Source organism: Vibrio sp. SCP2 (assembly GCF_059295395.1).
On the sequence record NZ_JCAFVV010000009.1, the window covers coordinates 86751 to 107239 of the forward strand.

Consider the following 20489-nt stretch of genomic DNA (forward strand, 5'->3'; position numbering starts at 1 on the left):
AGGGCTGACTAAGTTACGCGCTCATCTGTTCCTTTCGAGCTCGTCGTTTCTGGTTGAGACCAAGGCCAATTAAGATGAGTAGAGCTGGGACAAACACCCACTCTTTCATTGGTCGATCCGCTTCAACAACGACTGAACGAATCTCCCAGTCAAAATCAACACCGGCTGACTCTGCAGGGCTACCAAATTCAACCATGTCGACCAACATACGGCCATTGGAATTGTTGAGCATTAGGCCCATCGAAGCAATACGATCTTCGGCTGTTGTCGCTTTATCTTCAAACGGCAGACGAACCGTTTTAGAAATGTAATCACCTTCTAGGTTTTCACCGGCAACTAGCAGCTCAATCTCTTCACCAACTTTGAGTCCTTCAGTGATCTGTGCGATCTCTGTACCCGGGTAAAGTACTTTGGCAGGGTAGATTTGATCCCACCAGAACCCTGGACGGAAGAAGGTAAAGGTCAACGCAAGCAGTAGAACTGTTTCCCACCATTTGTTCTTGGTAAACCACCAACCTTGCGTTGCAGCAGAGAATATCAGCATTGCAATCACGGAAGATATGATCGTGAGCAACAAATGCCACCATGAATCGATACCCATCAACAATAGCTGAGTATTGAAGATGAACATGAATGGCAAGATCGCGGTTCGAATATCGTAGGTGAAACCTTGAATACCAGTTCTGATCGGATCTGACTTAGCAATAGCTGCAGCGGCAAAGGCAGCAAGACCTACCGGCGGCGTGTCATCAGCTAGGATACCGAAGTAGAACACGAATAGGTGGACGGCAATGAGCGGGATGATCAAACCACTTTGTGCACCTAGGGTAACGATAACTGGAGCCATCAGAGTCGATACAACAATATAGTTTGCTGTTGTAGGTAGGCCCATACCCAAGATAAGACTGATCACGGCTGTGAACAGAAGCATTAGAATGATGTTACCGCCAGAGATAAACTCGACGAAGTCCGTCATCACCAAGCCGATACCCGTTAGCGTCACGACACCCACAACCGTACCTGCAGCCGCTGTCGCGACACCGATACCGATCATGTTGCGTGCGCCTGAGACAAGGCTTTCTAGCAGGTCAACAAAGCCTTCTTTGGTTTGCTCGGCAATAGAGCCTTGCTTTGACATTACTGCCATTAGAGGGCGTTGAGTGATCAAGATAAAGATCATGAATACTGTTGCCCAGAAAGCAGATAGGCCAGGAGAGAAACGCTCTACCGTCAAACACCAAACGAGAACCACAATTGGCAGTAGGTAGTGTAAGCCCGACTTAATCGTTGGACCTGGATCTGGCACTTCAGTCAATTCTGCATCAATTTCAATTGCGCCCTCTTTGGCGTACCTAGCAGAGATATTGACTAGGCCAACATAAGCTAACAGCAAGGCGACAGTCACAATTGGAGTAGCTGCGTCACCGAATACGTCTTTAGTCCAGCCGACACCGTAGTAAACCACGGCACTGATCACGCACAAGCCAAGAATAGTGCCGGTAAATGAAAGTAAGCTAGCAAGCAGGGTTGGGTTATGACGACGAGGAAGACCAGTCATACCCGCTTTACACGCTTCCAAGTGGACAATGTAGATCAGAGCGATGTACGAGATTAGAGCTGGAAGAATCGCAGCCTTAATGACCTCGACATACGAGATACCGACATATTCCACCATAAGGAAAGCGGCTGCGCCCATGATAGGTGGGGTTAGCTGACCGTTGGTTGAAGCGGCAACTTCTACTGCGCCTGCTTTCGTTCCTGGGAAACCAACGCGTTTCATTAGGGGAATAGTGAAAGTACCCGTCGTTACAACGTTAGCGATTGAAGAACCTGATACGAGCCCTGATAGACCAGATGCGACAACGGCAGCTTTCGCAGGGCCGCCTTTCATATGTCCAAGTAGCGAGAACGCCACTTTAATAAAGTAAGCGCCCGCACCCGCGCGCTCTAGCATGGCACCAAAGAGTACAAACAAGAAAACAAATGAGGTTGATACGCCTAGTGCAACACCGAAGACACCTTCGGTAGTTAGCCACAGGTGAGACATCGCCTTGTTAAGGCTAGCACCTTTGTGAGCAATCACGTCTGGCATGTATGGACCGCCAAAGGTGTACAGCAAGAAGACTGCAGCAACAACCATTAACGGTGGCCCAAGAGCACGACGAGTCGCCTCAAGGAGTAATACCATGCCTATTACGGCAACAACAATATCGAGCGTTGTTGGCGCGCCTGAACGACCCGCAAGCTCGGTATAGAAAATGTAGATATAAGCAGCAGAAAAACTACCTGCCAAAGCAAGCAACCAATCTATCGCTGGAATGCGATCTCTAGGAGAGGTTTTCATCGCAGGGTACGCTGTAAACGCAAGGAACACCGCAAACATCAGGTGAATTGAACGCGCTTCAGTATCGTTGAGTACGCCAAAATTAAAAATGAACGGCAGAGGGGATGCGTACCAAAGTTGGAACAGTGACCAACATAGCGGCACAAACCATAAGATGCGACCAGAAAGCCCTAGCGGGGCACGTGCACCTGTATCGGATTGAGCTACCATTTCTTGCACATCTTGAGACGGAGCTGTTGTCTTCGACATGTACTTAATCCTTATTATAAATGGTCCGTATATTTATGATTATGAGAACCTTTATTTAGCATCTTTTAGTGTAGCGAAAAGATGAAATATTGCTCAGTTGTGTGGTTTTCTTAGGTATAAAACGAGGGTGAGTTTCAAGAGTGTGAAACTCAAAATTAGAATGCAGCGGTTTAGTCGCTGCGACTACGAACCAAGGAGGCATCAGCCTCCTTGGTAAAGAGCACTTACTTAACTTACTTAAGTAGGCCGATCTCTTTGTAGTACTTCTCTGCACCTGGGTGTAGAGGGATAGAAAGACCAGCTTTCACCATGTCTTCTTTCTTCAAGTTTGCAAACGCTGGGTGTAGGCGCTTGAACGTATCGAAGTTTTCAAATACAGATTTAGCAACGTTGTAAGCAACTTCGTCAGAAACGTCTGTTGTTGTTACCATAGTTGCAGCAACACCAAAGCTGTTTACGTCTTTGTCTGTACCACGGTACATTCCCGCAGGTACTGTGCTGTATGCGTAGTAAGGGTTGTTTGCAACGATTTCATCGATCTTCGCACCAGTTGCAGAAACTAGTTTCGCATCACATGAAGTTGTTGCTTCTTTGATAGATCCATTCGGATGGCCAACTACGTAAACAAACGCATCAATCTTGTTATCACAAAGTGCTTGTGAACGCTCAGAACCTTTCAGCTCAGAAGCCAGTTTGAAGTCGTCGTTCGTCCAACCCATAGCTTCCATCACAACGCCCATTGTTGCGCGGTCACCAGAACCTGGGTTACCGATGTTTACACGTTTACCTTTTAGGTCAGAAACGTTTTCAATACCAGCGTCGCTGCGCGCGATGATGTTGAACGGTTCTGTGTGTAGAGAGAACATTGCACGTAGCTCTTTGTACGGGCCTTGCTCAGCAAACTTACTTGTACCGTTGTAACCGTGGTACTGCCAGTCAGACTGAACGATACCGAAGTCTAGTTCACCTGCACGGATAGTGTTCACGTTGTAGATCGAACCACCAGTCGACTCTACAGAACAACGAATATTGTGTTCTTTACGGCCTTTGTTAACTAGCTTACAAATTGCACCACCAGTTGGGTAGTAAACACCAGTTACAGAACCAGTACCAATAGTGATGAACTCTTGAGCGTTAACTGCGCCAGCGCCCATTACAGCAGCTGCAATCGCACCAACTTTAATAAGTTTGTTCAATGCCATGAATTTCCCTTCCTTATTCATTATTAACCCCTAGCAAGTGTAGTTGCTTTGGGCGTTTCCTATTACTGGAAACGGCATCTTTTTCAATCCGTATGTTGAAAAAGTGGCTGAATAATAGCAAAAAATTGGCAAATAATTACACGGATGTTAAAGAATATAGACAATAAACCTGATTATTAACCTAATATGGTTGGAATGTTTCGAGGTTAAAGTTCTTTAAAATCATTGAGTTATAATGATGGTTTGACTAAGGTATGATTTTTTTAAGATGTGATCTCAATCACGCCGCGAATTTGGCGGCGTGATTTGTATTCTGCCGTTTTATATGAAACTAACCTGTGTACTCAAATAGGTCACAAACCGAAGCAAATAGCTGCTCTGTGGTGATCGACAGAGTCGGGGTGATGAAGATGGTATCGTCACCGGCAACCACACCTAAAATGCCTTCCGCCTTACCCAGTGAGTCGAGCAGACGTGCGATTAGCTGCGCAGCACCCGGGCCGGTATGAATCACGACTAACGCGTTGTTGTGGTCGATGTCTAATACAAGTTCACGAAGTGAGCTCGAAACAGTTGGCACGCCCAACTCAGCAGGAAGACAGTAAACCATCTCCATTTTTGCGTTGCGAGTACGTACCGCACCGAACTTGGTCAGCATGCGTGATACTTTCGATTGGTTGATGTTCTCAAACCCTTCGTTTTTAAGAGCTTCCACAATATCGCCTTGGGAGCCAAAACGTTCTTCTTTTAGCAGGGCTTTGAAAGCGCGAACGAGGTTATCTTGTTTTTCAGAATGGCGCATGGTTCTCTTTCTATGTTGGTTTTTATAAAAAGCAAGTGAATATTCTCGCATAGCTATGCAAATAGTGCCAATGTGAAGCCTGATTTCTGTCTAGCATATCACTGTAAATCTGGCAGAAATTATTGACAGAAATCTTGCTTAAACCTTTGTCATTACTGGCGAAGGAGATCATAATGGCGCCCTTGTGTGTGGCACGTTTTTGTCGGATTGCGCAAGGTCGCAAAGCTGACGTTAATTGATTGTAATCAGGTTGTGATTACTATAGTTTGACCTAGTTGATTACAAATCGCTCTACAAAACATATATAAGAGAATCGTCTCAAGGAGAACTACGATGAAAGTAGCCGTTATTGGTGCCGCTGGTGGCATCGGTCAAGCCCTAGCCCTTTTACTAAAAAACCGTCTTCCAGCTGGTTCAGATCTAGCACTGTATGACATCGCACCTGTGACTCCAGGTGTTGCTGCTGATCTAAGCCACATCCCAACGCCAGTATCAATCAAAGGTTACGCAGGTGAAGATCCAACACCAGCACTAGAAGGTGCTGACGTTGTACTTATCTCTGCGGGTGTTGCTCGTAAACCAGGTATGGATCGCGCTGATCTGTTCAATGTGAATGCGGGTATCGTTAAATCTCTTGCGCAAAGAATTGCCGATGTATGTCCTAAAGCGTTAGTAGGAATCATCACTAACCCTGTAAACACGACTGTGCCAATTGCTGCTGAAGTTCTTAAGCAAGCGGGTGTTTATGACAAGCGTCGTCTATTCGGTGTAACTACTCTAGACGTTATTCGTTCTGAAACTTTCGTTGCTGACCTAAAAGACAAAGATCCAGGTGACGTTCGCGTTCCTGTTATCGGTGGCCACTCAGGTGTAACTATCCTGCCTCTACTTTCACAAGTTGAAGGTGTTGAGTTTACTGATGAAGAAGTTGCAGCACTGACTAAGCGCATTCAAAACGCGGGCACTGAAGTTGTTGAAGCGAAAGCTGGCGGTGGTAGTGCAACACTATCTATGGGCCAAGCGGCTTGTCGTTTCGGTCTTGCTCTTGTTAAAGCACTTCAAGGTGAAGACGTGATTGAGTACGCTTACGTTGAAGGTGACGGTGAGCACGCACCATTCTTCGCTCAGCCAGTGAAGCTAGGTAAAGAAGGTGTTGAAGAAGTACTAAGCTACGGTGAGCTAAGTGACTTTGAAAAGTCTGCACTAGATGGCATGCTAGAAACACTAAACGGCGATATCCAAACAGGTGTTGATTTCGTTAAGTAATCAAAACCAAGCTTAATTTGAGAGCCGACTTTTCTAAGTCGGCTTTTTTGATCCTTTTTGCCCATCGAGATGTACACTTAATGAGAGGCAATAGACTCTATCCAAGGAGTGCGCAATGGAGATCAGTCAAATCGAGAAAGGCATGCTGGTTGAGTGTCAGCAAGGGATCGGAACTGTTCTTGAAGTCGATCAGGAACATGGAGCCGTGGTGATTGAAGAGCGGAATTCTCACCAAAAATTCGAGGTAGATATCAAGGATTTGATGGAAGACCCTCAACTTCATCAGGGGTGCGACAAGTACTACTAGCGCTGAAAGCACTATCAAAAAAGCGAGCTAATCAGCTCGCTTTTTCAATCTATAGCGAAAGCTTATTTGCGTACTGCAATCGCTTCGATTTCGATACCCACATCTTTAGGTAGACGAGCGACTTCAACACATGAACGTGCTGGGTAGTTTGCCACATTGTGCTCATCAAAGAACTTGCCGTAAACTTCGTTTACAGTACCGAAGTCGTTTAGGTCTTTAACGAAAACCGTCATTTTTACGATATCTGTAACAGACAGGCCAGACGCTTCTACGACTGCTTTCACGTTGTCTAGAGATTGACGTGCTTGCTCTGCGATATCTGCAGATACTTCACCAGTAGCTGGGTTTACTGGGATTTGGCCAGAAGTCAGTACCATGTTGCCTAGGTCAACACCTTGTACGTATGGGCCGATTGCTGCTGGAGCTGATTCTGTGTGAAGTACTTTAGTCATTATTATGTTCCATCTATTAAGGGGTGAACAGAATTTAGGGGATTCAGTGTGCCGCGAAATAGCGGTTGGGTAAAGTAAAAATCCTCGCCCAAATCGAGCGAGGAGAGTTAATTTATGCTTATTGAGTAACTCGAGTAGGTTTAACGCTCAGTGACGATTTCACGTGAGAAGACTTTCTCGCAGTATTTACATTTCAAACGAATATCTTCTTTCTTCTCAAACACCTTAAAGCTGCTTTCTACCGGCTCACCATGAGTAATACAGTTAGTGTTTGGGCATTCAAACACGTTGTTAACTTGCTCTGGTAACTCAAGAGGCAGTTTCTTTACCACTTGGTAGTCTTCGATCTGATTGACCGTTGCATGCGGGGCATACAAGGCTAGTTTGCTTGCTTGCTCTTCGCTAATAAACACGTTTTCAATCTTAAGTAGATCTTTGTGCCCCAGTGCTGATGAAGGCAAGTTCAAGCCAACAGTGACACGCTGCTGCGACTTATGCATTGAAAACAGCTTAAGCACCTTGATACCAATCTGTGCCGGGATGTGGTCGATAACAGTGCCGTTTTTAATTGCTTCAACCTGCAATTGAGTTTCTTTAGTCATGGTGATTACCTCGATTACAGTGTTTCGTTTAGGACAAGGGCGAGTAGAGCTTGACGTGCGTAAACGCCATTTTCGGCTTGTTCAAAGTAGTAAGCGTGTGGTGTTTTATCGACATCAACCGTAATTTCGTCAACACGTGGCAGCGGGTGAAGGACTTTCAAGTTCTCACGCGCATTTTTTAGTAGAGCTGCATTTAGGATGTACGCAGACTTAATATGCGCATATTCAGATTCGTCGAAGCGCTCTTTTTGGACGCGAGTCATATACAGTACGTCTAGTTGTGGAATCACACTCTCCATATCCGTGTGTAGGCTGTATTCGATACCAGACTCATCTAGCTCTTCACAAATGTAATCTGGCATTGCGAGTGCTTCTGGCGCGATAAAGAAGAAGCGAACATTATTAAATTTCGCCAACGCCTGAGTCAGAGAGTGAACGGTGCGGCCATATTTCAGGTCACCAACGAAAGCAACATTGAGGTTATCAAGACGACCTTGCGTTTCTGCGATAGAGAATAAGTCGAGTAGCGTTTGGGTTGGGTGCTGGTTAGCGCCGTCGCCACCGTTGATTACTGGCACACCATTAGAGAACTCAGATGCCAGTCGCGCAGCACCTTCTTGAGGGTGGCGCATTACAAATGCATCAACATAAGATGAGATAACTTGTACTGAGTCTGCGAGCGTTTCCCCTTTTTTCGCCAGAGAAGTGTTGCCGCCGTTATCGAAGCCAATCACATCACCACCGATGCGTTGAATCGCAGTTTCGAAAGATAAACGGGTACGGGTAGATGGCTCAAAGAAGCAGCTTGCAACGACCTTGTTTTTAATCAGCTCTGGCTGCGGATTTGCTTTTAATTCTCCCGCCGTTTTGACAATCAATTCCAGCTCTTCACGAGAAAGCTCAGGAATTGAGATAATATGCTTGTTATAAAGCGTGTTTGTCATAATCATCTTCCCAGTCATGAATTTTAGGCACAAAAAAGCCCCCCATTACGGGAGGCTTTAGAAATCGGTGGAAATAGAAAAAAACAGCCCAGATAAGCACGTTGGCTTACCCAGTGTAAGACGCTTTGTAGAGCACGAATTACGTGGCATTGTTTTTACTACCTCCAGACAAATTGCCGAGCATTATACGCTGAAGATTTGTTAACGCAAGCGATTACATCGAGGGTTTTAGTGTCGTTTAGCTCGGCCTCTTAAGCACCAAGTGTGGCAACCATCACAGCTTTAATCGTATGCATGCGATTCTCTGCCTCGTCGAAAACAATAGAGTGCTCTGACTCAAACACCTCTTCTGTGACTTCTAGGCCATTCATGCCGTATTTATCCGCGACCTGTTTACCTATGACGGTCTCGTCATTGTGGAAGGCAGGTAAGCAGTGCATGAATTTCACTTGCGGGTTACCTGTCTTTGCAATCACATCCATGTTGACTTGATAAGGGGTCATTTTGGCGACACGCTCATCCCAAGCTTCCGGCGCTTCGCCCATTGAGACCCAAACATCGGTATAGAGGTAATCACAACCTTTGACGCCTTCTTCTACATTTTCAGTAAGGGTGATTTTTGCTCCAGTATGTTCAGCAATTGTTTGGCATTCTGAAACTAGCTCTTGCTCTGGCCAAAAATCTTTCGGTGCGACGAGGCGAATGTCCATTCCCATTTTAGCGGCACCGACTAACAATGAGTTGCCCATGTTATTGCGCGCATCACCTAAGTAGGCGAATTTAATCTCATGCAGTTGCTTGCCACGACCGTGTTCAAGCATAGTGAGGAAATCGGCTAGGATCTGGGTTGGGTGGAATTCATCGGTGAGGCCATTCCATACGGGCACGCCAGCATGAGCGCCAAGTTCTTCAACGATAGGCTGACCGAAGCCGCGATACTCTATTCCATCGTACATACGACCTAAAACACGCGCAGTGTCTTTCATTGACTCTTTATGTCCGATTTGCGAACCCGATGGGCCGATATAAGAGACCTGTGCTCCTTGATCAAATGCCGCAACTTCAAAAGCACAGCGTGTACGCGTAGAGGCTTTCTCGAAGATCAAAGCGATATTTTTGCCGACCAGTTTTTTTTGCTCAGTCCCAGCGTATTTGGCCTTTTTTAAGTCAGCCGATAGATCGAGTAAAAACTGGATCTCTTTAGGGGAGAAATCGAGTAGCTTAAGAAAGTTTCGGTTACGTAGATTAAAAGCCATGCTCCAGTCCTTGAATGTTCATTCATTTCTAAGGCCTTAGTTAATCATATTTAACCACTGTTTGTGAATAATTATTTTAATAAAGTGCCGAGATATGAATTATATCTCGGCAAATGTGATTATAAATTCTCTTCGGCAAACTCTGCTAAGCGACTGCGAACCACACCGTTAAGGTGAATATTGGCACTGCCTTCAAAGTTTTTGAAGCGTTCGACCATGTAAGTCAGCCCCGATGTTACAGGGGTTAGGTAATGTGAATCTATCTGAGCCAAGTTACCTGAACAGACGATCTTGGTACCTTCACCACAGCGAGTGATGATGGTTTTGATCTGTGATGCAGTCAGGTTTTGACATTCATCGAGCAGAACAAAGGCATTTTGGATCGAGCGTCCGCGCATAAAGTTGATCGACTTAAACTGAATATTGGCTTTATCGCAGATGTATTTAAGCGAGCCTTCAGTACAATGATCATTCTTATGTAGTGCCTCCAAGGTATCGGTCACCGCCGCTAGCCACGGCATCATTTTTTCCTCTTCACTGCCGGGTAAGAAACCTATCGCTTCACCAATATCAGGTGTGTTGCGGGTAACAATGATCTTATCAAAAATACCTTTCTCTATGGTTTGCTCTAGGGCAGAGGCCATAGCGAGTAGGGTCTTACCACTACCAGCGGCACCAGTTAAGATCACTAAGTCGATATCGGGATCGAGCAGAGCATCCAGAGCCATGCCTTGGTAGATATTTTTCGGTGTGATATCCCAAGCTCGGCGATGCATCATACGTTCACGGCTAAGATCCTTGATAGTGATTTTATCCGCTTCGATCTCTTCAACTCGTCCGGCAAAATCACTCTCTTCATCAATGACATATTGATTGATATAAGTGGGCTCGAACGGCTCTCTATCTAAGGTGTGATAGGTTCGGCCTGCGAGATTCTTGCTCTCTACATTGTCAATGTTGCTCCAGAACTCACCTTCGATCTGTTGAAAGCCCTTGGTGAGATACTGAACATCATCAATCAGTTGGTCGGTACGATAATCTTCGACAAAACGAACCCCTGCACCTTTGGCGCGCAGGCGCATATTGATGTCTTTGGTGACCAAAATGACTTCACGAGGAGCGCGTTTATTTTGTAGGTATAGCACTCCGTTAAGAATGCGATTGTCACCGGCTTTATCGGCAAAGGCTTTAACGGTTTCTTGCAGTTCAAAGTCAGCCAGAATCGCGATATGACCTGTGGCTTCTTTGTCTTTGTTGATAGGAATGCCTTCCGAAATTTCGTCTGGCGTGGCGTCTTTAAACATGGCTTCGAGTGCACGTATTGCCACACGGGCATCACGAGCAACGTCGCGTTTACTGTCTTTAATCCTGTCGAGCTCTTCGAGGACAGTCATCGGGATGACTACATCGTGTTCTTGAAATGAGTAGATGGCTAGTGGTTCGTGTAGCAGAATATTGGTGTCTAGGACAAAAAGCTTCCGGTCTGTGTCACCCATAAGCGTCTCCTTGCCGCGCTGCGGCTTGCTTACCCCTCATACTTTTGCATGAAGTGGTCTACCTGCGGTTGCTTGCAGTAATGTAGCCTGGCAATCAGAGTACGCTGATGGTTTGACTACAAAAACTGCAAACCCGTGTTGATCGTCATCCTATCAAATGCATCTCTCGTGCCAGCGAGAAACTTGACGCTAAATGATGCACTTTCATCAATAAGTATAAGCACGTTTTTCAACACTCTTGTTTAGAAGTGCCACTGATTTCTTACACTTTGATGTCATCCTCATGTTGGACAAAAAATTGTTGGTTTTTGAGGCCTTTGTACGTGACCAATGTCACAGCTTCGAGTAAGATTAGCGACCTTTTTCTGCGCAACGGCTGACACCTTTATTTCCTCGTCAGTTGCCTTTCAAGTTGCGTAAGAGTTACTAAAATAAATAGACCCATTTTTGAATTAATAGATGAGGTAGTCGATTCATGACATTTGCTTTGGGCCAGCGCTGGATCAGCGATACGGAAAGCGACCTAGGTTTAGGAACCGTTGTAGCATTGGATGCTCGTACTGTGACACTAATGTTTGCAGCTTCTGAAGAGAACCGAGTTTACGCTCGAAATGAGGCGCCCGTAACCAGAGTAACCTTTAATGTTGGCGATGTAATTGATAGCCAAGAAGGATGGTCTCTTAAAGTTGAGCAAGTGGTCGAAGACCAAGGGCTATTTAGCTATGTTGGTGTACGCGAAGACAGCGGTGAAGAAGGTGTCATTCTGCGTGAAATTATGCTGAGTAACCAGATTCGTTTTAACAAGCCACAAGATAAGCTGTATGCCGGTCAGATCGACCGCATGGATAACTTTGTGCTTCGTTATCGTGCATTGATGAACCAATATGAACAGCACAGAAGCCCAATGCGCGGCTTGTGTGGTATGCGTGCAGGCTTAATTCCTCATCAGCTTTATATTGCTCATGAGGTCGGTCGCCGCCATGCACCTCGCGTTCTATTAGCCGACGAAGTGGGTCTAGGTAAAACTATTGAAGCGGGGATGATCATTCACCAGCAAGTGCTAGCAGGTCGTGCCGAGCGTATCCTAATCGTGGTACCAGAAACACTACAGCACCAATGGTTGGTTGAGATGATGCGTCGTTTTAATCTGCATTTCTCTATCTTTGATGAAGAACGCTGTATCGAAGCATTTGCCGACTCTGACAACCCTTTTGATACTCAGCAATATGTGCTGTGTTCCCTTGATTTCTTACGTAAGAGTCGTAAGCGTTTCGAGCAAGCTTTAGAAGGTGAATGGGATCTCCTTGTCGTTGATGAAGCACACCACCTTGAATGGAGCCCAGAACAGCCTAGTCGTGAATACCAAGTGGTCGAAGGATTAGCTGAGCGTACTCCAGGTGTTTTACTGCTCACTGCGACACCAGAGCAGCTAGGTCGTGAAAGTCACTTTGCCCGTCTACGTCTATTAGACTCAGACCGTTTCTTTGATTATCAAGAGTTTGTTAAAGAAGAAGAGCAATACGCACCAGTTGCCGATTCCGTGAGTGCCTTGTTCTCAGGCCAATCACTAGAGAATGAAGCAAAGAACCAAATTACAGAATTGCTTTCAGAGCAGGACGTCGAGCCACTGTTCCGTATCATCGAAAGCGACTCAGATGAAGAAGCCAAAGCGGCCGCGCGTCAGGAATTGATCGACAATCTGATGGATCGTCACGGCACAGGTCGCGTACTGTTTAGGAACACACGTGCGGCAATCAAAGGCTTTCCGCAGCGTAACGTTCATCTACTACCAATGCCAATCCCGCAGCAGTACACCACCTCTATGCGTGTATCTGGCATGATTGGTGGCAAGATTAGCCCTGAAGCTCGCGCTTTGAAGAATCTCTACCCAGAGGAGATTTTCCAAGAGTTCGAAGGCGATGATGCAAGCTGGTGGCAGTTTGATAGTCGTGTGAACTGGCTGCTAGAGAAGATTAAAGAGAAGCGCAGCGAGAAAATCTTGGTGATCGCTTCTCGCGCAAGTACCGCATTGCAACTTGAACAAGCGTTACGTGAACGTGAAGGCATTCGAGCAACAGTTTTCCACGAAGGGATGTCGATTCTTGAGCGTGATAAAGCTGCGGCTTACTTCGCACAAGAAGAAGGTGGCGCACAGGTTCTTATCTGTAGTGAAATCGGTTCAGAAGGTCGTAACTTCCAGTTTGCTAACCAACTGGTGATGTTCGATTTGCCCTTTAATCCTGACTTGCTTGAGCAACGTATTGGCCGCTTAGACCGTATTGGTCAGAACCGCGATATTGATATCCATGTGCCTTACTTAGAAGGGACGTCGCAGGCTATTTTGGCGCGTTGGTTCGAAGAGGGGCTCAATGCGTTTGCGGAAACGTGTCCAACAGGACGTACCGTTTACGACAAGTACTCTGAGCGTTTAATTGAGATGCTGGCATCCGGTGATACCAGTGATCTTAATGACGTTATTGCAGAATCTTCAGCGCTGAACAAAGAGCTTAAAGCGCAACTTGAGCAAGGTCGTGACCGTCTGCTTGAGATGCACTCAAATGGTGGCGAAAAAGCACAAGCGATTGTCGATAAGATTGCAGCGACCGATGGTGATACTAACCTAGTTACTTTTGCTTTAAGCCTGTTTGATACGATTGGTTTAGACCAAGATGATAAAGGTGAGAACGCGCTCGTTGTGACGCCATCTGAGCATATGCTAGTGCCAAGTTATCCTGGCTTACCGTACGAAGGCGCCACCATTACCTTTGACCGCGAAACAGCCCTATCGCGTGAAGATATGAACTTTATCAGCTGGGAGCACCCGATGATTCAGGGTGGCATCGACTTATTGATGAGTGAAGGTGTGGGCACAACGGCAGTTTCTCTACTTAAGAACAAAGCATTGCCTGTTGGTACCATGCTATTAGAACTTGTCTACAAAGTTGATGCTCAGGCACCTAAGCGCAGTGGTATTAGCCGTTTCTTACCGACTACACCTATCCGCATTATGCTTGATGGTAAAGGTAACGACTTATCCTCACAGGTTGAGTTCGAGAGCTTCAACCGTCAGCTAAGCCCAGTGGGTCGTCATATTGCAACTAAGCTAGTCGCTTCGGTTCAGGCGCAAGTCCACCAATTGGTTGAAGCTGGCGAAAAGCTGATTGTTGAAAAAGTTGATGCGATACGTAATCAGGCTCAGCAAGAGATGCAAGCAAGCTTGAACAGTGAACTAGAGCGTCTACAGGCTTTGAAAGCGGTTAACCCAAACATTCGTGACGAAGAGATTGAAGCGATTGATGGGCAAATCAAAGAGCTTACGGGCTACATCGGCCAAGCTCAGTATCAGTTGGATTCGTTACGTATGATAGTTGTCAGTCACAATTAGTGATTAGACAGTAAGTATGTATTAAACCCAGCATTCTGCTGGGTTTTTATTGGATAGTTATTATGGCAATGACTGAATACAACCCACCTCAAGAGCCTTGGGTTGATGTGGTGTTTGAAGATGAGCATATCTTGGTGGCTAATAAACCATCGGGGCTGTTGTCTGTGCCGGGTCGCTTAGCAGAACATTACGATAGTTTGTGGTCGCGTTTAGTTGAACTTTACCCTGAGATCCAAGTGGTACATCGTCTTGATATGGATACATCGGGCTTGATGCTGTTGGCTAAACATAAACAAGCGGAACGCTCGCTTAAGAAGCAGTTTCAATATCGATTGACGCATAAAGTGTACTACGCGCGTGTCTGGGGGCATGTTGATCAGCCTGAGGGAGAGGTTGACCTGCCTTTGATCTGCGACTGGGAAAACCGCCCAAGGCAGAAAGTTTGCTTTGAACACGGCAAACCATCAAAAACTTTGTATCAGGTGGTCAAACACGAAGAGAAAACCACGATTGTTAGGCTGCTACCGATTACAGGTCGCTCCCATCAACTTCGGGTACATATGCAGGCATTGGGCTACCCGATCGTCGGTGATGAGTTTTACTCACAAGGAGAGGCTTTTGAGTTTTCTTCACGCTTAGAACTTCATGCCGCTGAACTTAGTTTTTATCATCCTGAAACTGAGTTATTGCAAACTCGCTTTGTACCGTGTGATTTCTATCTTGAAGCAGAAGCGATGATCTTTAACTATTTTTCACTTGTGCGAGAATTACCAGACTACAAATTGCTGCCACGCCCATAATAATTCAAGGATAGTTTCGGCAGCGCAAGGAGATCTTATGTCGCTGCCAACCGTTGTTTTTCTGGATCGTGCTACGATCCCAACTCAAATTGAATTGCCTCATCTACCTTTCGATCATCAGTGGATCGAGTATGACTTCACCGCACCAGAATTAGTTATCGAGAGGGCCAAAGATGCCCAAATCGTCATTACTAATAAAGTCGTCTTGGATAGAGATGTTTTAGCTCAGTTACCTAACCTTAAGCTTGTCGCTGTCTCGGCTACAGGTTTCAACAATGTTGATACGCATTGCTGTAAAGAGCGCGGCATCGCGGTGACTAATGTTCAAGGTTATGCGACACAATCCGTTCCAGAGCATGTCATCGCAATGATGTTCGCATTAAAGCGCAACTTAAAAGGCTATCACAACGATATCGCTGCCGGAGAGTGGCAGCGCAATAAACAGTTTTGCTTTTTTACTCACCCAATCAGTGATACGGCGGGCTCGACAATGGGTGTGATTGGCGGCGGTGCGCTAGGCCAAGCAACAGCAGCCTTAGCTAAGGCATTGGGCATGCACGTCTTGTTTGCAGAGCACAAAGGAGCGAAAGAGTGTCGTGAGGGCTATTTGCCTTTCGAGCAGGTTCTAGCTGTGTCTGATGTCCTGACTTTACATTGCCCACTGAACGAGCAGACAAAACACCTTATTGGTCGCCAAGAACTAGCATCAATGAAACCTTCAAGTATTGTTATCAATACCGGACGTGGCGGCTTAGTCGATGAAGAAGCACTAATTGATGCACTTAAGCATGGCGTGATAAGAGGCGCTGGGTTTGACGTGTTTACCGATGAGCCCGCGGATGAGTCCAACTCTTTGATTGCGAATATGCACCTACCGAACTTACTTCTTACCCCGCATGTAGCATGGGGCAGTGACTCTTCGATTCAAAAGCTTGCCGATATTCTGATCGATAACATTGTTGCCTTTACTGAGGGCAGAGAGCAAAACCGCGTAGTCTAGTTCTCTAGTTCTCTAGTTCTCTAGTTCTCTAGTTCTCTAGTTCTCTAGTTCTCCCTTAGCAGCTTTTAACTCTGCTAAGCCCTGATTAAATATCTCCATTAATGCCATCGCTTCAGGGTGAGCTTTGGAAAACATTAAATAGCTGTCATTGGTCAGGAAAGGTTTTGGGTTATAGGTGATCAACTGCTGTGTTTCTATCGGCAGTTTACTTAGTGAGAACATGCCAATATGTTTCTCTTCAGGGACAAGTTCAACTCGACGATATTTAAGTAGTTGAAAGGCCTTGGTTGGGCTTTCAACTCGATTCATTTTGATGGATTGGCTCTCTAGCAACTGATCGAGCTCAGCGCCATAACTGTAGCCCAGCCCGCCTCCAAGCAGCTTTCCTTCTAAGTCAGCCAAAGTTTGCCAATCGAAAGGCTTTTCGCGCAGATGAAAAAAGACAAACTGCTCTTGGGCTACAGGATCGCTGTACATGAAAAATTCGGTACGCTCTTCGGCATACATCCAAACTGCAGTCGCGACGTACTCACCTTCGCTCGCCTTTTTGTAAGCTCTTTTCCAAGGGTAAAAGTGGAACTCAACCTGGTAGCCCTTATTGGCAAAAACTTGCTGGATGGTTTGACCAACATAACCGTAGTTTTCAAGCTTCTCGCCGATAAAGGGAGCCCAGTTACCAGCTGCAATTTTGATGACTTTAGGAGGTTCATTTGCAAACGAAAAGGGAGAGAGCAGCAGAAGCAGAGCGCTTGATAATAGCAAGTAGTACGGCATATAGGCTCCTGCTTCATTCGTCCTCTATTAAAGTTAGAAGATAATTTACCAGTGACCAAGCCAAGGTTCAAAAACATCCTGACTCTTAAGGAAACAAAAAAGGCCAGTCATGATGACTGGCCTTTGTATCTTTTAAGCGTTTATTTGCTTATCTTAAAGCGCAGCAATTGTCGCTTTCTGCTCTTCAAGCTTGGCTAGTGTTTCTTGGTAACCCACTAGTTTTTCACGCTCTTTCGCGATAACCGCTTCAGGTGCTTTAGCCACGAAACCTTCGTTACCTAGTTTACCTTCGATACGCTTGATTTCGCCGTGCGTTTTTTGCACTTCTTTATCAAGACGAGCAAGTTCTGCATCTTTGTCAATAAGACCTGCCATAGGGATCATCAGTTCAGATTGACCCACTAGCTTAGTCGCACATGCAGGAGTCTCAGCATCTTGAGCCAGCACTGTTAGGCTATCTAGCTTAGCAAGAGAGTTGAGAACAACCTTGTTTGCTTCGATACGTGCAGCGTCTTTCTCGTTAGCAACCTTGATCATTACTTCTAGACCTTTGCTAGGTGCAATGTCGTACTCTGCACGTAGGTTACGGATAGCTGTGATGAAAGTCTTAACCCACTCGATATCTTCTACGATCTCAGCGTTGAAGTTCTCTTCGTTAAACTGAGGAAGCGCTTGAGTCATGATAGTGTCGCCTTCAACACCGTCTACTAGCGGCTTAACACTCTGCCAGATAGATTCGGTGATGTAAGGTAGCACTGGGTGAGCAAGACGTAGTGTCTTCTCTAACACAGTGATCAGCATGTAGCGAGTCGCTTGTTGCTGAGCTTCAGTACCTTTCCAAAGAACTGGCTTAGTTAGCTCTAGGTACCAGTCACAGAATTGGTTCCAGATGAATTCGTAAAGAGTATTTGCTGCCATGTCTAGACGGTAGTTGTCTAGGTGAGCATTAAACTCTTTCGCTGCTAGTTCAAACTGAGATTCAATCCATTTGTCTGCTAGAGAGAATTCCATGTTTGCACGTTCTTCTACTGATAGTGACATTCCACAATCGTGCTCTTCTGTATTCATTAGTACGTAACGGCTTGCATTCCATAGCTTGTTACAGAAGTTACGGTAACCTTCAAGACGCTTCATGTCCCAGTTGATGTCACGGCCAGTTGAAGCCATAGCAGCAAGAGTGAAACGCAGTGCGTCAGTACCATATGGTTCGATACCGTTCTCGAAAGTCTTACGAGTGTTCTTCTCGATCTTCTTCGCTAGCTGAGGCTGCATCATGTTGCCACAACGCTTCTCTACCAGAGACTCAAGGTCGATACCATCGATCATGTCGATCGGATCAAGAACGTTACCTTTAGACTTAGACATCTTGTCGCCGTTTTCGTCACGGATTAGGCCCGTTACGTAAACAGTCTTAAATGGTACTTGAGACTTACCGTTTTCATCTTTGTTGAAGTGCATGGTCATCATGATCATACGTGCAACCCAGAAGAAGATGATGTCGAAGCCCGTTACTAGAACGTCTGAAGGGTGGAATGTCTTCAGGTCTTCAGTTTGCTCAGGCCAGCCTTGAGTACCGAAAGTCCAAAGAGCAGAAGAGAACCATGTATCGAGTACGTCGTCGTCTTGGCGTAGAACTACAACCGGTGCAAGGTTGTTGTTTGCACGTACTTCTTCTTCAGTACGGCCAACGTATACATTGCCATCGTTGTCGTACCAAGCAGGGATACGGTGACCCCACCAAAGCTGACGAGAAATACACCAATCTTGAATGTCACGCATCCAAGAGAAGTACATGTTTTCGTACTGCTTAGGAACGAATTGGATTTCACCATCTTCAACTGCTTTAACTGCAGGCTCAGCAAGAGGTGCAGCACGTACGTACCACTGGTCAGTTAGCATTGGCTCGATAACCACGCCACCACGGTCGCCGTAAGGAACCGTTAGGTCGTGATCTTTAATTTCGTCTAGTAGACCAAGCTCTTCAAATTCCGCAACAATCGCTTTACGTGCAGCAAAACGCTCCATACCGTGGTATTTAGCAGGTAGCTCAGTTGAGTAAACATCGCTAGCTTCACCATTAGTAGTGAAGACTTCGGCCGCATCACGGATGTCTCCGTTGAAAGTTAGGATGTTGATCATTGGTAGCTGGTGGCGCTTACCAACTTCGTAGTCATTGAAGTCGTGCGCAGGCGTGATCTTCACACAACCTGTGCCTTTTTCCATATCTGCATGCTCATCGCCTACGATAGGGATCAGACGGTTAACGACAGGAAGTAGGATCTCTTTACCGATAAGATCTTTGTAACGTGGGTCTTCTGGGTTAACAGCGACACCAGTATCACCAAGCATGGTTTCAGGACGTGTTGTTGCAACAACAATGTAGTCTTTACCTTCAGCTGTCTTAACGCCATTTGCTAGTGGGTAGCGGAAGTGCCACATGTGACCTTTTTTGTCTTTGTTTTCAACTTCAAGATCAGAAATTGCAGTGTGCAGTTTAGGATCCCAGTTTACTAGACGCTTACCACGGTAGATTAGGTCTTCTTCGTATAGGCGAACGAATACTTCTTGAACAGCATTAGAAAGACCATCATCCATCGTGAAACGCTCACGGTCCCAGTCTACAGATGCACCAAGGCGACGAAGCTGCTTAGTGATAGTACCGCCAGATTCGTTTTTCCATTCCCAGATTTTGTCGATGAAAGCATCACGACCGTAATCGTGTTTAGTTTTGCCTTCTTCAGCCGCAATCTTACGCTCAACAACCATCTGAGTTGCGATACCAGCGTGGTCAGTACCTACTTGCCAAAGGGTGTTTTTGCCCTTCATACGTTCAGCACGGATCAGAGTATCCATGATGGTGTCTTGGAACGCGTGGCCCATATGTAGGCTACCAGTGACGTTCGGTGGTGGGATCATGATGCTGTATGATTCTTTCGTCGTGTCACCGTGTGGCTTAAAGTAGCCTTTCTCTTCCCAAGCTTGGTATAAAGCTTGTTCAATTGAAGTTGGGTTATATGTCTTTTCCATAGCTATAGATATTCTGCTGATAGGTCTGGTTTAATTCTAAGTCAATCTTTATAAGTGAGGGATCTCTAACAAGATCGCCTTAGCTATAAGGATTGACCGGTTGTGTTTGTTGCTGCTAGCTGTGTTCGATTTCAATCGTTTGTAGCTGAAAGCCCGCTTGGCGGTAGATTTTATATCTTTCTCGCGCCAGTTGCTTGGCTTTTTCTTCGCAAGGGACGAAGTCTACCACCTCAGCAAACTTGTTCGCAAAGGTTGTCTCATTTTCCGCCAAATTTATTACCAGTTGTCGGTTCCAAGAAGGTTTAACCCCTTGGTAGCCAATCTCGATGTTGGTGCCGTATCTTGGCCCTTCACCCACTAGATTATGGGCAACAAATTGTTTGGCATCGACTTGCCAGAAAAATTCAGCGATTTGTTCAGCGTGAGATTTATCGTTGCAATTGAGATAAACCTTAGCACCTTGCTTGGCGAAATGATGTGCAAGAAACAATACATATAAACCAAACCCCTGAGCTTCAGCCTGTGGAGAGTCTGGATTGATAATGTAAAAGGTTGCATTCGCCATAACTGCTCGCTGTTAGTA

16 protein-coding genes are annotated in these 20489 nt (G+C 45.8%); 5 read left to right on the forward strand and 11 right to left on the reverse strand.

Annotated elements, in window-relative coordinates:
• Positions 1-13 precede the first annotated feature (13 nt).
• The 3 genes from AC5O63_RS19080 to argR form a co-directional block, all read right to left on the reverse strand.
• Entirely contained in the window at positions 14-2593 is a 2580-nt protein-coding gene (locus tag AC5O63_RS19080; RefSeq protein ID WP_272785754.1) for a TRAP transporter permease, read from the reverse strand.
• A 233-nt stretch (positions 2594-2826) separates the two neighbouring features.
• On the reverse strand, positions 2827-3795 hold the full coding sequence (locus tag AC5O63_RS19085; protein ID WP_171324963.1) for a TAXI family TRAP transporter solute-binding subunit: 969 nt from the start codon (positions 3793-3795) through the stop codon (positions 2827-2829).
• 331 nt (positions 3796-4126) lie between these two features.
• Complete coding sequence (gene argR / locus AC5O63_RS19090; RefSeq protein ID WP_004747246.1) at positions 4127-4597, reverse strand: transcriptional regulator ArgR; 471 nt, start codon at positions 4595-4597, stop codon at positions 4127-4129.
• 333 nt (positions 4598-4930) lie between these two features.
• Here argR and mdh point away from each other — a divergent pair, with 333 nt between their 5' ends.
• Positions 4931-5863, forward strand: coding sequence for a malate dehydrogenase (gene mdh / locus AC5O63_RS19095; protein WP_004747247.1), 933 nt, complete (start codon positions 4931-4933; stop codon positions 5861-5863).
• Between the two features lie 115 nt (positions 5864-5978).
• Positions 5979-6170 (forward strand): hypothetical protein, encoded by a 192-nt coding sequence (locus tag AC5O63_RS19100; protein WP_004747248.1) that lies wholly within the window; start codon positions 5979-5981, stop codon positions 6168-6170.
• Between the two features lie 62 nt (positions 6171-6232).
• Here AC5O63_RS19100 and AC5O63_RS19105 read toward each other — a convergent pair whose 3' ends face one another.
• The 5 genes from AC5O63_RS19105 to AC5O63_RS19125 form a co-directional block, all read right to left on the reverse strand.
• Complete coding sequence (locus AC5O63_RS19105; protein WP_004747250.1) at positions 6233-6622, reverse strand: RidA family protein; 390 nt, start codon at positions 6620-6622, stop codon at positions 6233-6235.
• 140 nt (positions 6623-6762) lie between these two features.
• Positions 6763-7224 carry an aspartate carbamoyltransferase regulatory subunit gene (gene pyrI, locus AC5O63_RS19110; protein WP_004747251.1) on the reverse strand — a complete coding sequence of 154 codons (462 nt, stop codon included), beginning with the start codon at positions 7222-7224 and terminating at the stop codon, positions 6763-6765.
• Between the two features lie 14 nt (positions 7225-7238).
• Positions 7239-8168 (reverse strand): aspartate carbamoyltransferase, encoded by a 930-nt coding sequence (gene pyrB / locus AC5O63_RS19115; RefSeq protein WP_494505936.1) that lies wholly within the window; start codon positions 8166-8168, stop codon positions 7239-7241.
• Positions 8169-8419: 251 nt separating this feature from the next.
• Positions 8420-9424, reverse strand: coding sequence for an ornithine carbamoyltransferase (gene argF, locus AC5O63_RS19120; RefSeq protein WP_494505937.1), 1005 nt, complete (start codon positions 9422-9424; stop codon positions 8420-8422).
• Positions 9425-9543: 119 nt separating this feature from the next.
• Positions 9544-10920 (reverse strand): PhoH family protein, encoded by a 1377-nt coding sequence (locus AC5O63_RS19125; protein WP_272785748.1) that lies wholly within the window; start codon positions 10918-10920, stop codon positions 9544-9546.
• Positions 10921-11395: 475 nt separating this feature from the next.
• Here AC5O63_RS19125 and rapA point away from each other — a divergent pair, with 475 nt between their 5' ends.
• From rapA to AC5O63_RS19140, 3 genes are all read left to right on the forward strand, one after another.
• On the forward strand, positions 11396-14305 hold the full coding sequence (gene rapA / locus AC5O63_RS19130) for an RNA polymerase-associated protein RapA (RefSeq protein ID WP_494505938.1): 2910 nt from the start codon (positions 11396-11398) through the stop codon (positions 14303-14305).
• A gap of 62 nt (positions 14306-14367) precedes the next feature.
• On the forward strand, positions 14368-15105 hold the full coding sequence (gene rluA, locus AC5O63_RS19135; RefSeq protein ID WP_494505939.1) for a bifunctional tRNA pseudouridine(32) synthase/23S rRNA pseudouridine(746) synthase RluA: 738 nt from the start codon (positions 14368-14370) through the stop codon (positions 15103-15105).
• Between the two features lie 37 nt (positions 15106-15142).
• A complete protein-coding gene (locus tag AC5O63_RS19140; RefSeq protein ID WP_494505940.1) occupies positions 15143-16105 on the forward strand; it encodes a D-2-hydroxyacid dehydrogenase in 963 nt (320 codons plus the stop codon).
• Between the two features lie 36 nt (positions 16106-16141).
• Here AC5O63_RS19140 and AC5O63_RS19145 read toward each other — a convergent pair whose 3' ends face one another.
• The 3 genes from AC5O63_RS19145 to AC5O63_RS19155 form a co-directional block, all read right to left on the reverse strand.
• A complete protein-coding gene (locus AC5O63_RS19145; RefSeq protein WP_494505941.1) occupies positions 16142-16879 on the reverse strand; it encodes a substrate-binding periplasmic protein in 738 nt (245 codons plus the stop codon).
• A gap of 153 nt (positions 16880-17032) precedes the next feature.
• Positions 17033-19906, reverse strand: coding sequence for a valine--tRNA ligase (locus AC5O63_RS19150; protein WP_494505942.1), 2874 nt, complete (start codon positions 19904-19906; stop codon positions 17033-17035).
• Positions 19907-20021: 115 nt separating this feature from the next.
• Positions 20022-20471 (reverse strand): DNA polymerase III subunit chi, encoded by a 450-nt coding sequence (locus tag AC5O63_RS19155; RefSeq protein WP_494505943.1) that lies wholly within the window; start codon positions 20469-20471, stop codon positions 20022-20024.
• Between the last annotated feature and the right edge of the window lie 18 nt (positions 20472-20489).

Bases quoted from the DNA above. Each gene is read 5' to 3' on its own strand.
- AC5O63_RS19080 (WP_272785754.1), bottom strand. From the start codon at position 2,593: ATGTCGAAGACAACAGCTCCGTCTCAAGATGTGCAAGAAATGGTAGCT.
- AC5O63_RS19085 (WP_171324963.1), bottom strand. From the start codon at position 3,795: ATGGCATTGAACAAACTTATTAAAGTTGGTGCGATTGCAGCTGCTGTA.
- argR (WP_004747246.1), bottom strand. From the start codon at position 4,597: ATGCGCCATTCTGAAAAACAAGATAACCTCGTTCGCGCTTTCAAAGCC.
- mdh (WP_004747247.1), top strand. From the start codon at position 4,931: ATGAAAGTAGCCGTTATTGGTGCCGCTGGTGGCATCGGTCAAGCCCTA.
- AC5O63_RS19100 (WP_004747248.1), top strand. From the start codon at position 5,979: ATGGAGATCAGTCAAATCGAGAAAGGCATGCTGGTTGAGTGTCAGCAA.
- AC5O63_RS19105 (WP_004747250.1), bottom strand. From the start codon at position 6,622: ATGACTAAAGTACTTCACACAGAATCAGCTCCAGCAGCAATCGGCCCA.
- pyrI (WP_004747251.1), bottom strand. From the start codon at position 7,224: ATGACTAAAGAAACTCAATTGCAGGTTGAAGCAATTAAAAACGGCACT.
- pyrB (WP_494505936.1), bottom strand. From the start codon at position 8,168: ATGACAAACACGCTTTATAACAAGCATATTATCTCAATTCCTGAGCTT.
- argF (WP_494505937.1), bottom strand. From the start codon at position 9,424: ATGGCTTTTAATCTACGTAACCGAAACTTTCTTAAGCTACTCGATTTC.
- AC5O63_RS19125 (WP_272785748.1), bottom strand. From the start codon at position 10,920: ATGGGTGACACAGACCGGAAGCTTTTTGTCCTAGACACCAATATTCTG.
- rapA (WP_494505938.1), top strand. From the start codon at position 11,396: ATGACATTTGCTTTGGGCCAGCGCTGGATCAGCGATACGGAAAGCGAC.
- rluA (WP_494505939.1), top strand. From the start codon at position 14,368: ATGGCAATGACTGAATACAACCCACCTCAAGAGCCTTGGGTTGATGTG.
- AC5O63_RS19140 (WP_494505940.1), top strand. From the start codon at position 15,143: ATGTCGCTGCCAACCGTTGTTTTTCTGGATCGTGCTACGATCCCAACT.
- AC5O63_RS19145 (WP_494505941.1), bottom strand. From the start codon at position 16,879: ATGCCGTACTACTTGCTATTATCAAGCGCTCTGCTTCTGCTGCTCTCT.
- AC5O63_RS19150 (WP_494505942.1), bottom strand. From the start codon at position 19,906: ATGGAAAAGACATATAACCCAACTTCAATTGAACAAGCTTTATACCAA.
- AC5O63_RS19155 (WP_494505943.1), bottom strand. From the start codon at position 20,471: ATGGCGAATGCAACCTTTTACATTATCAATCCAGACTCTCCACAGGCT.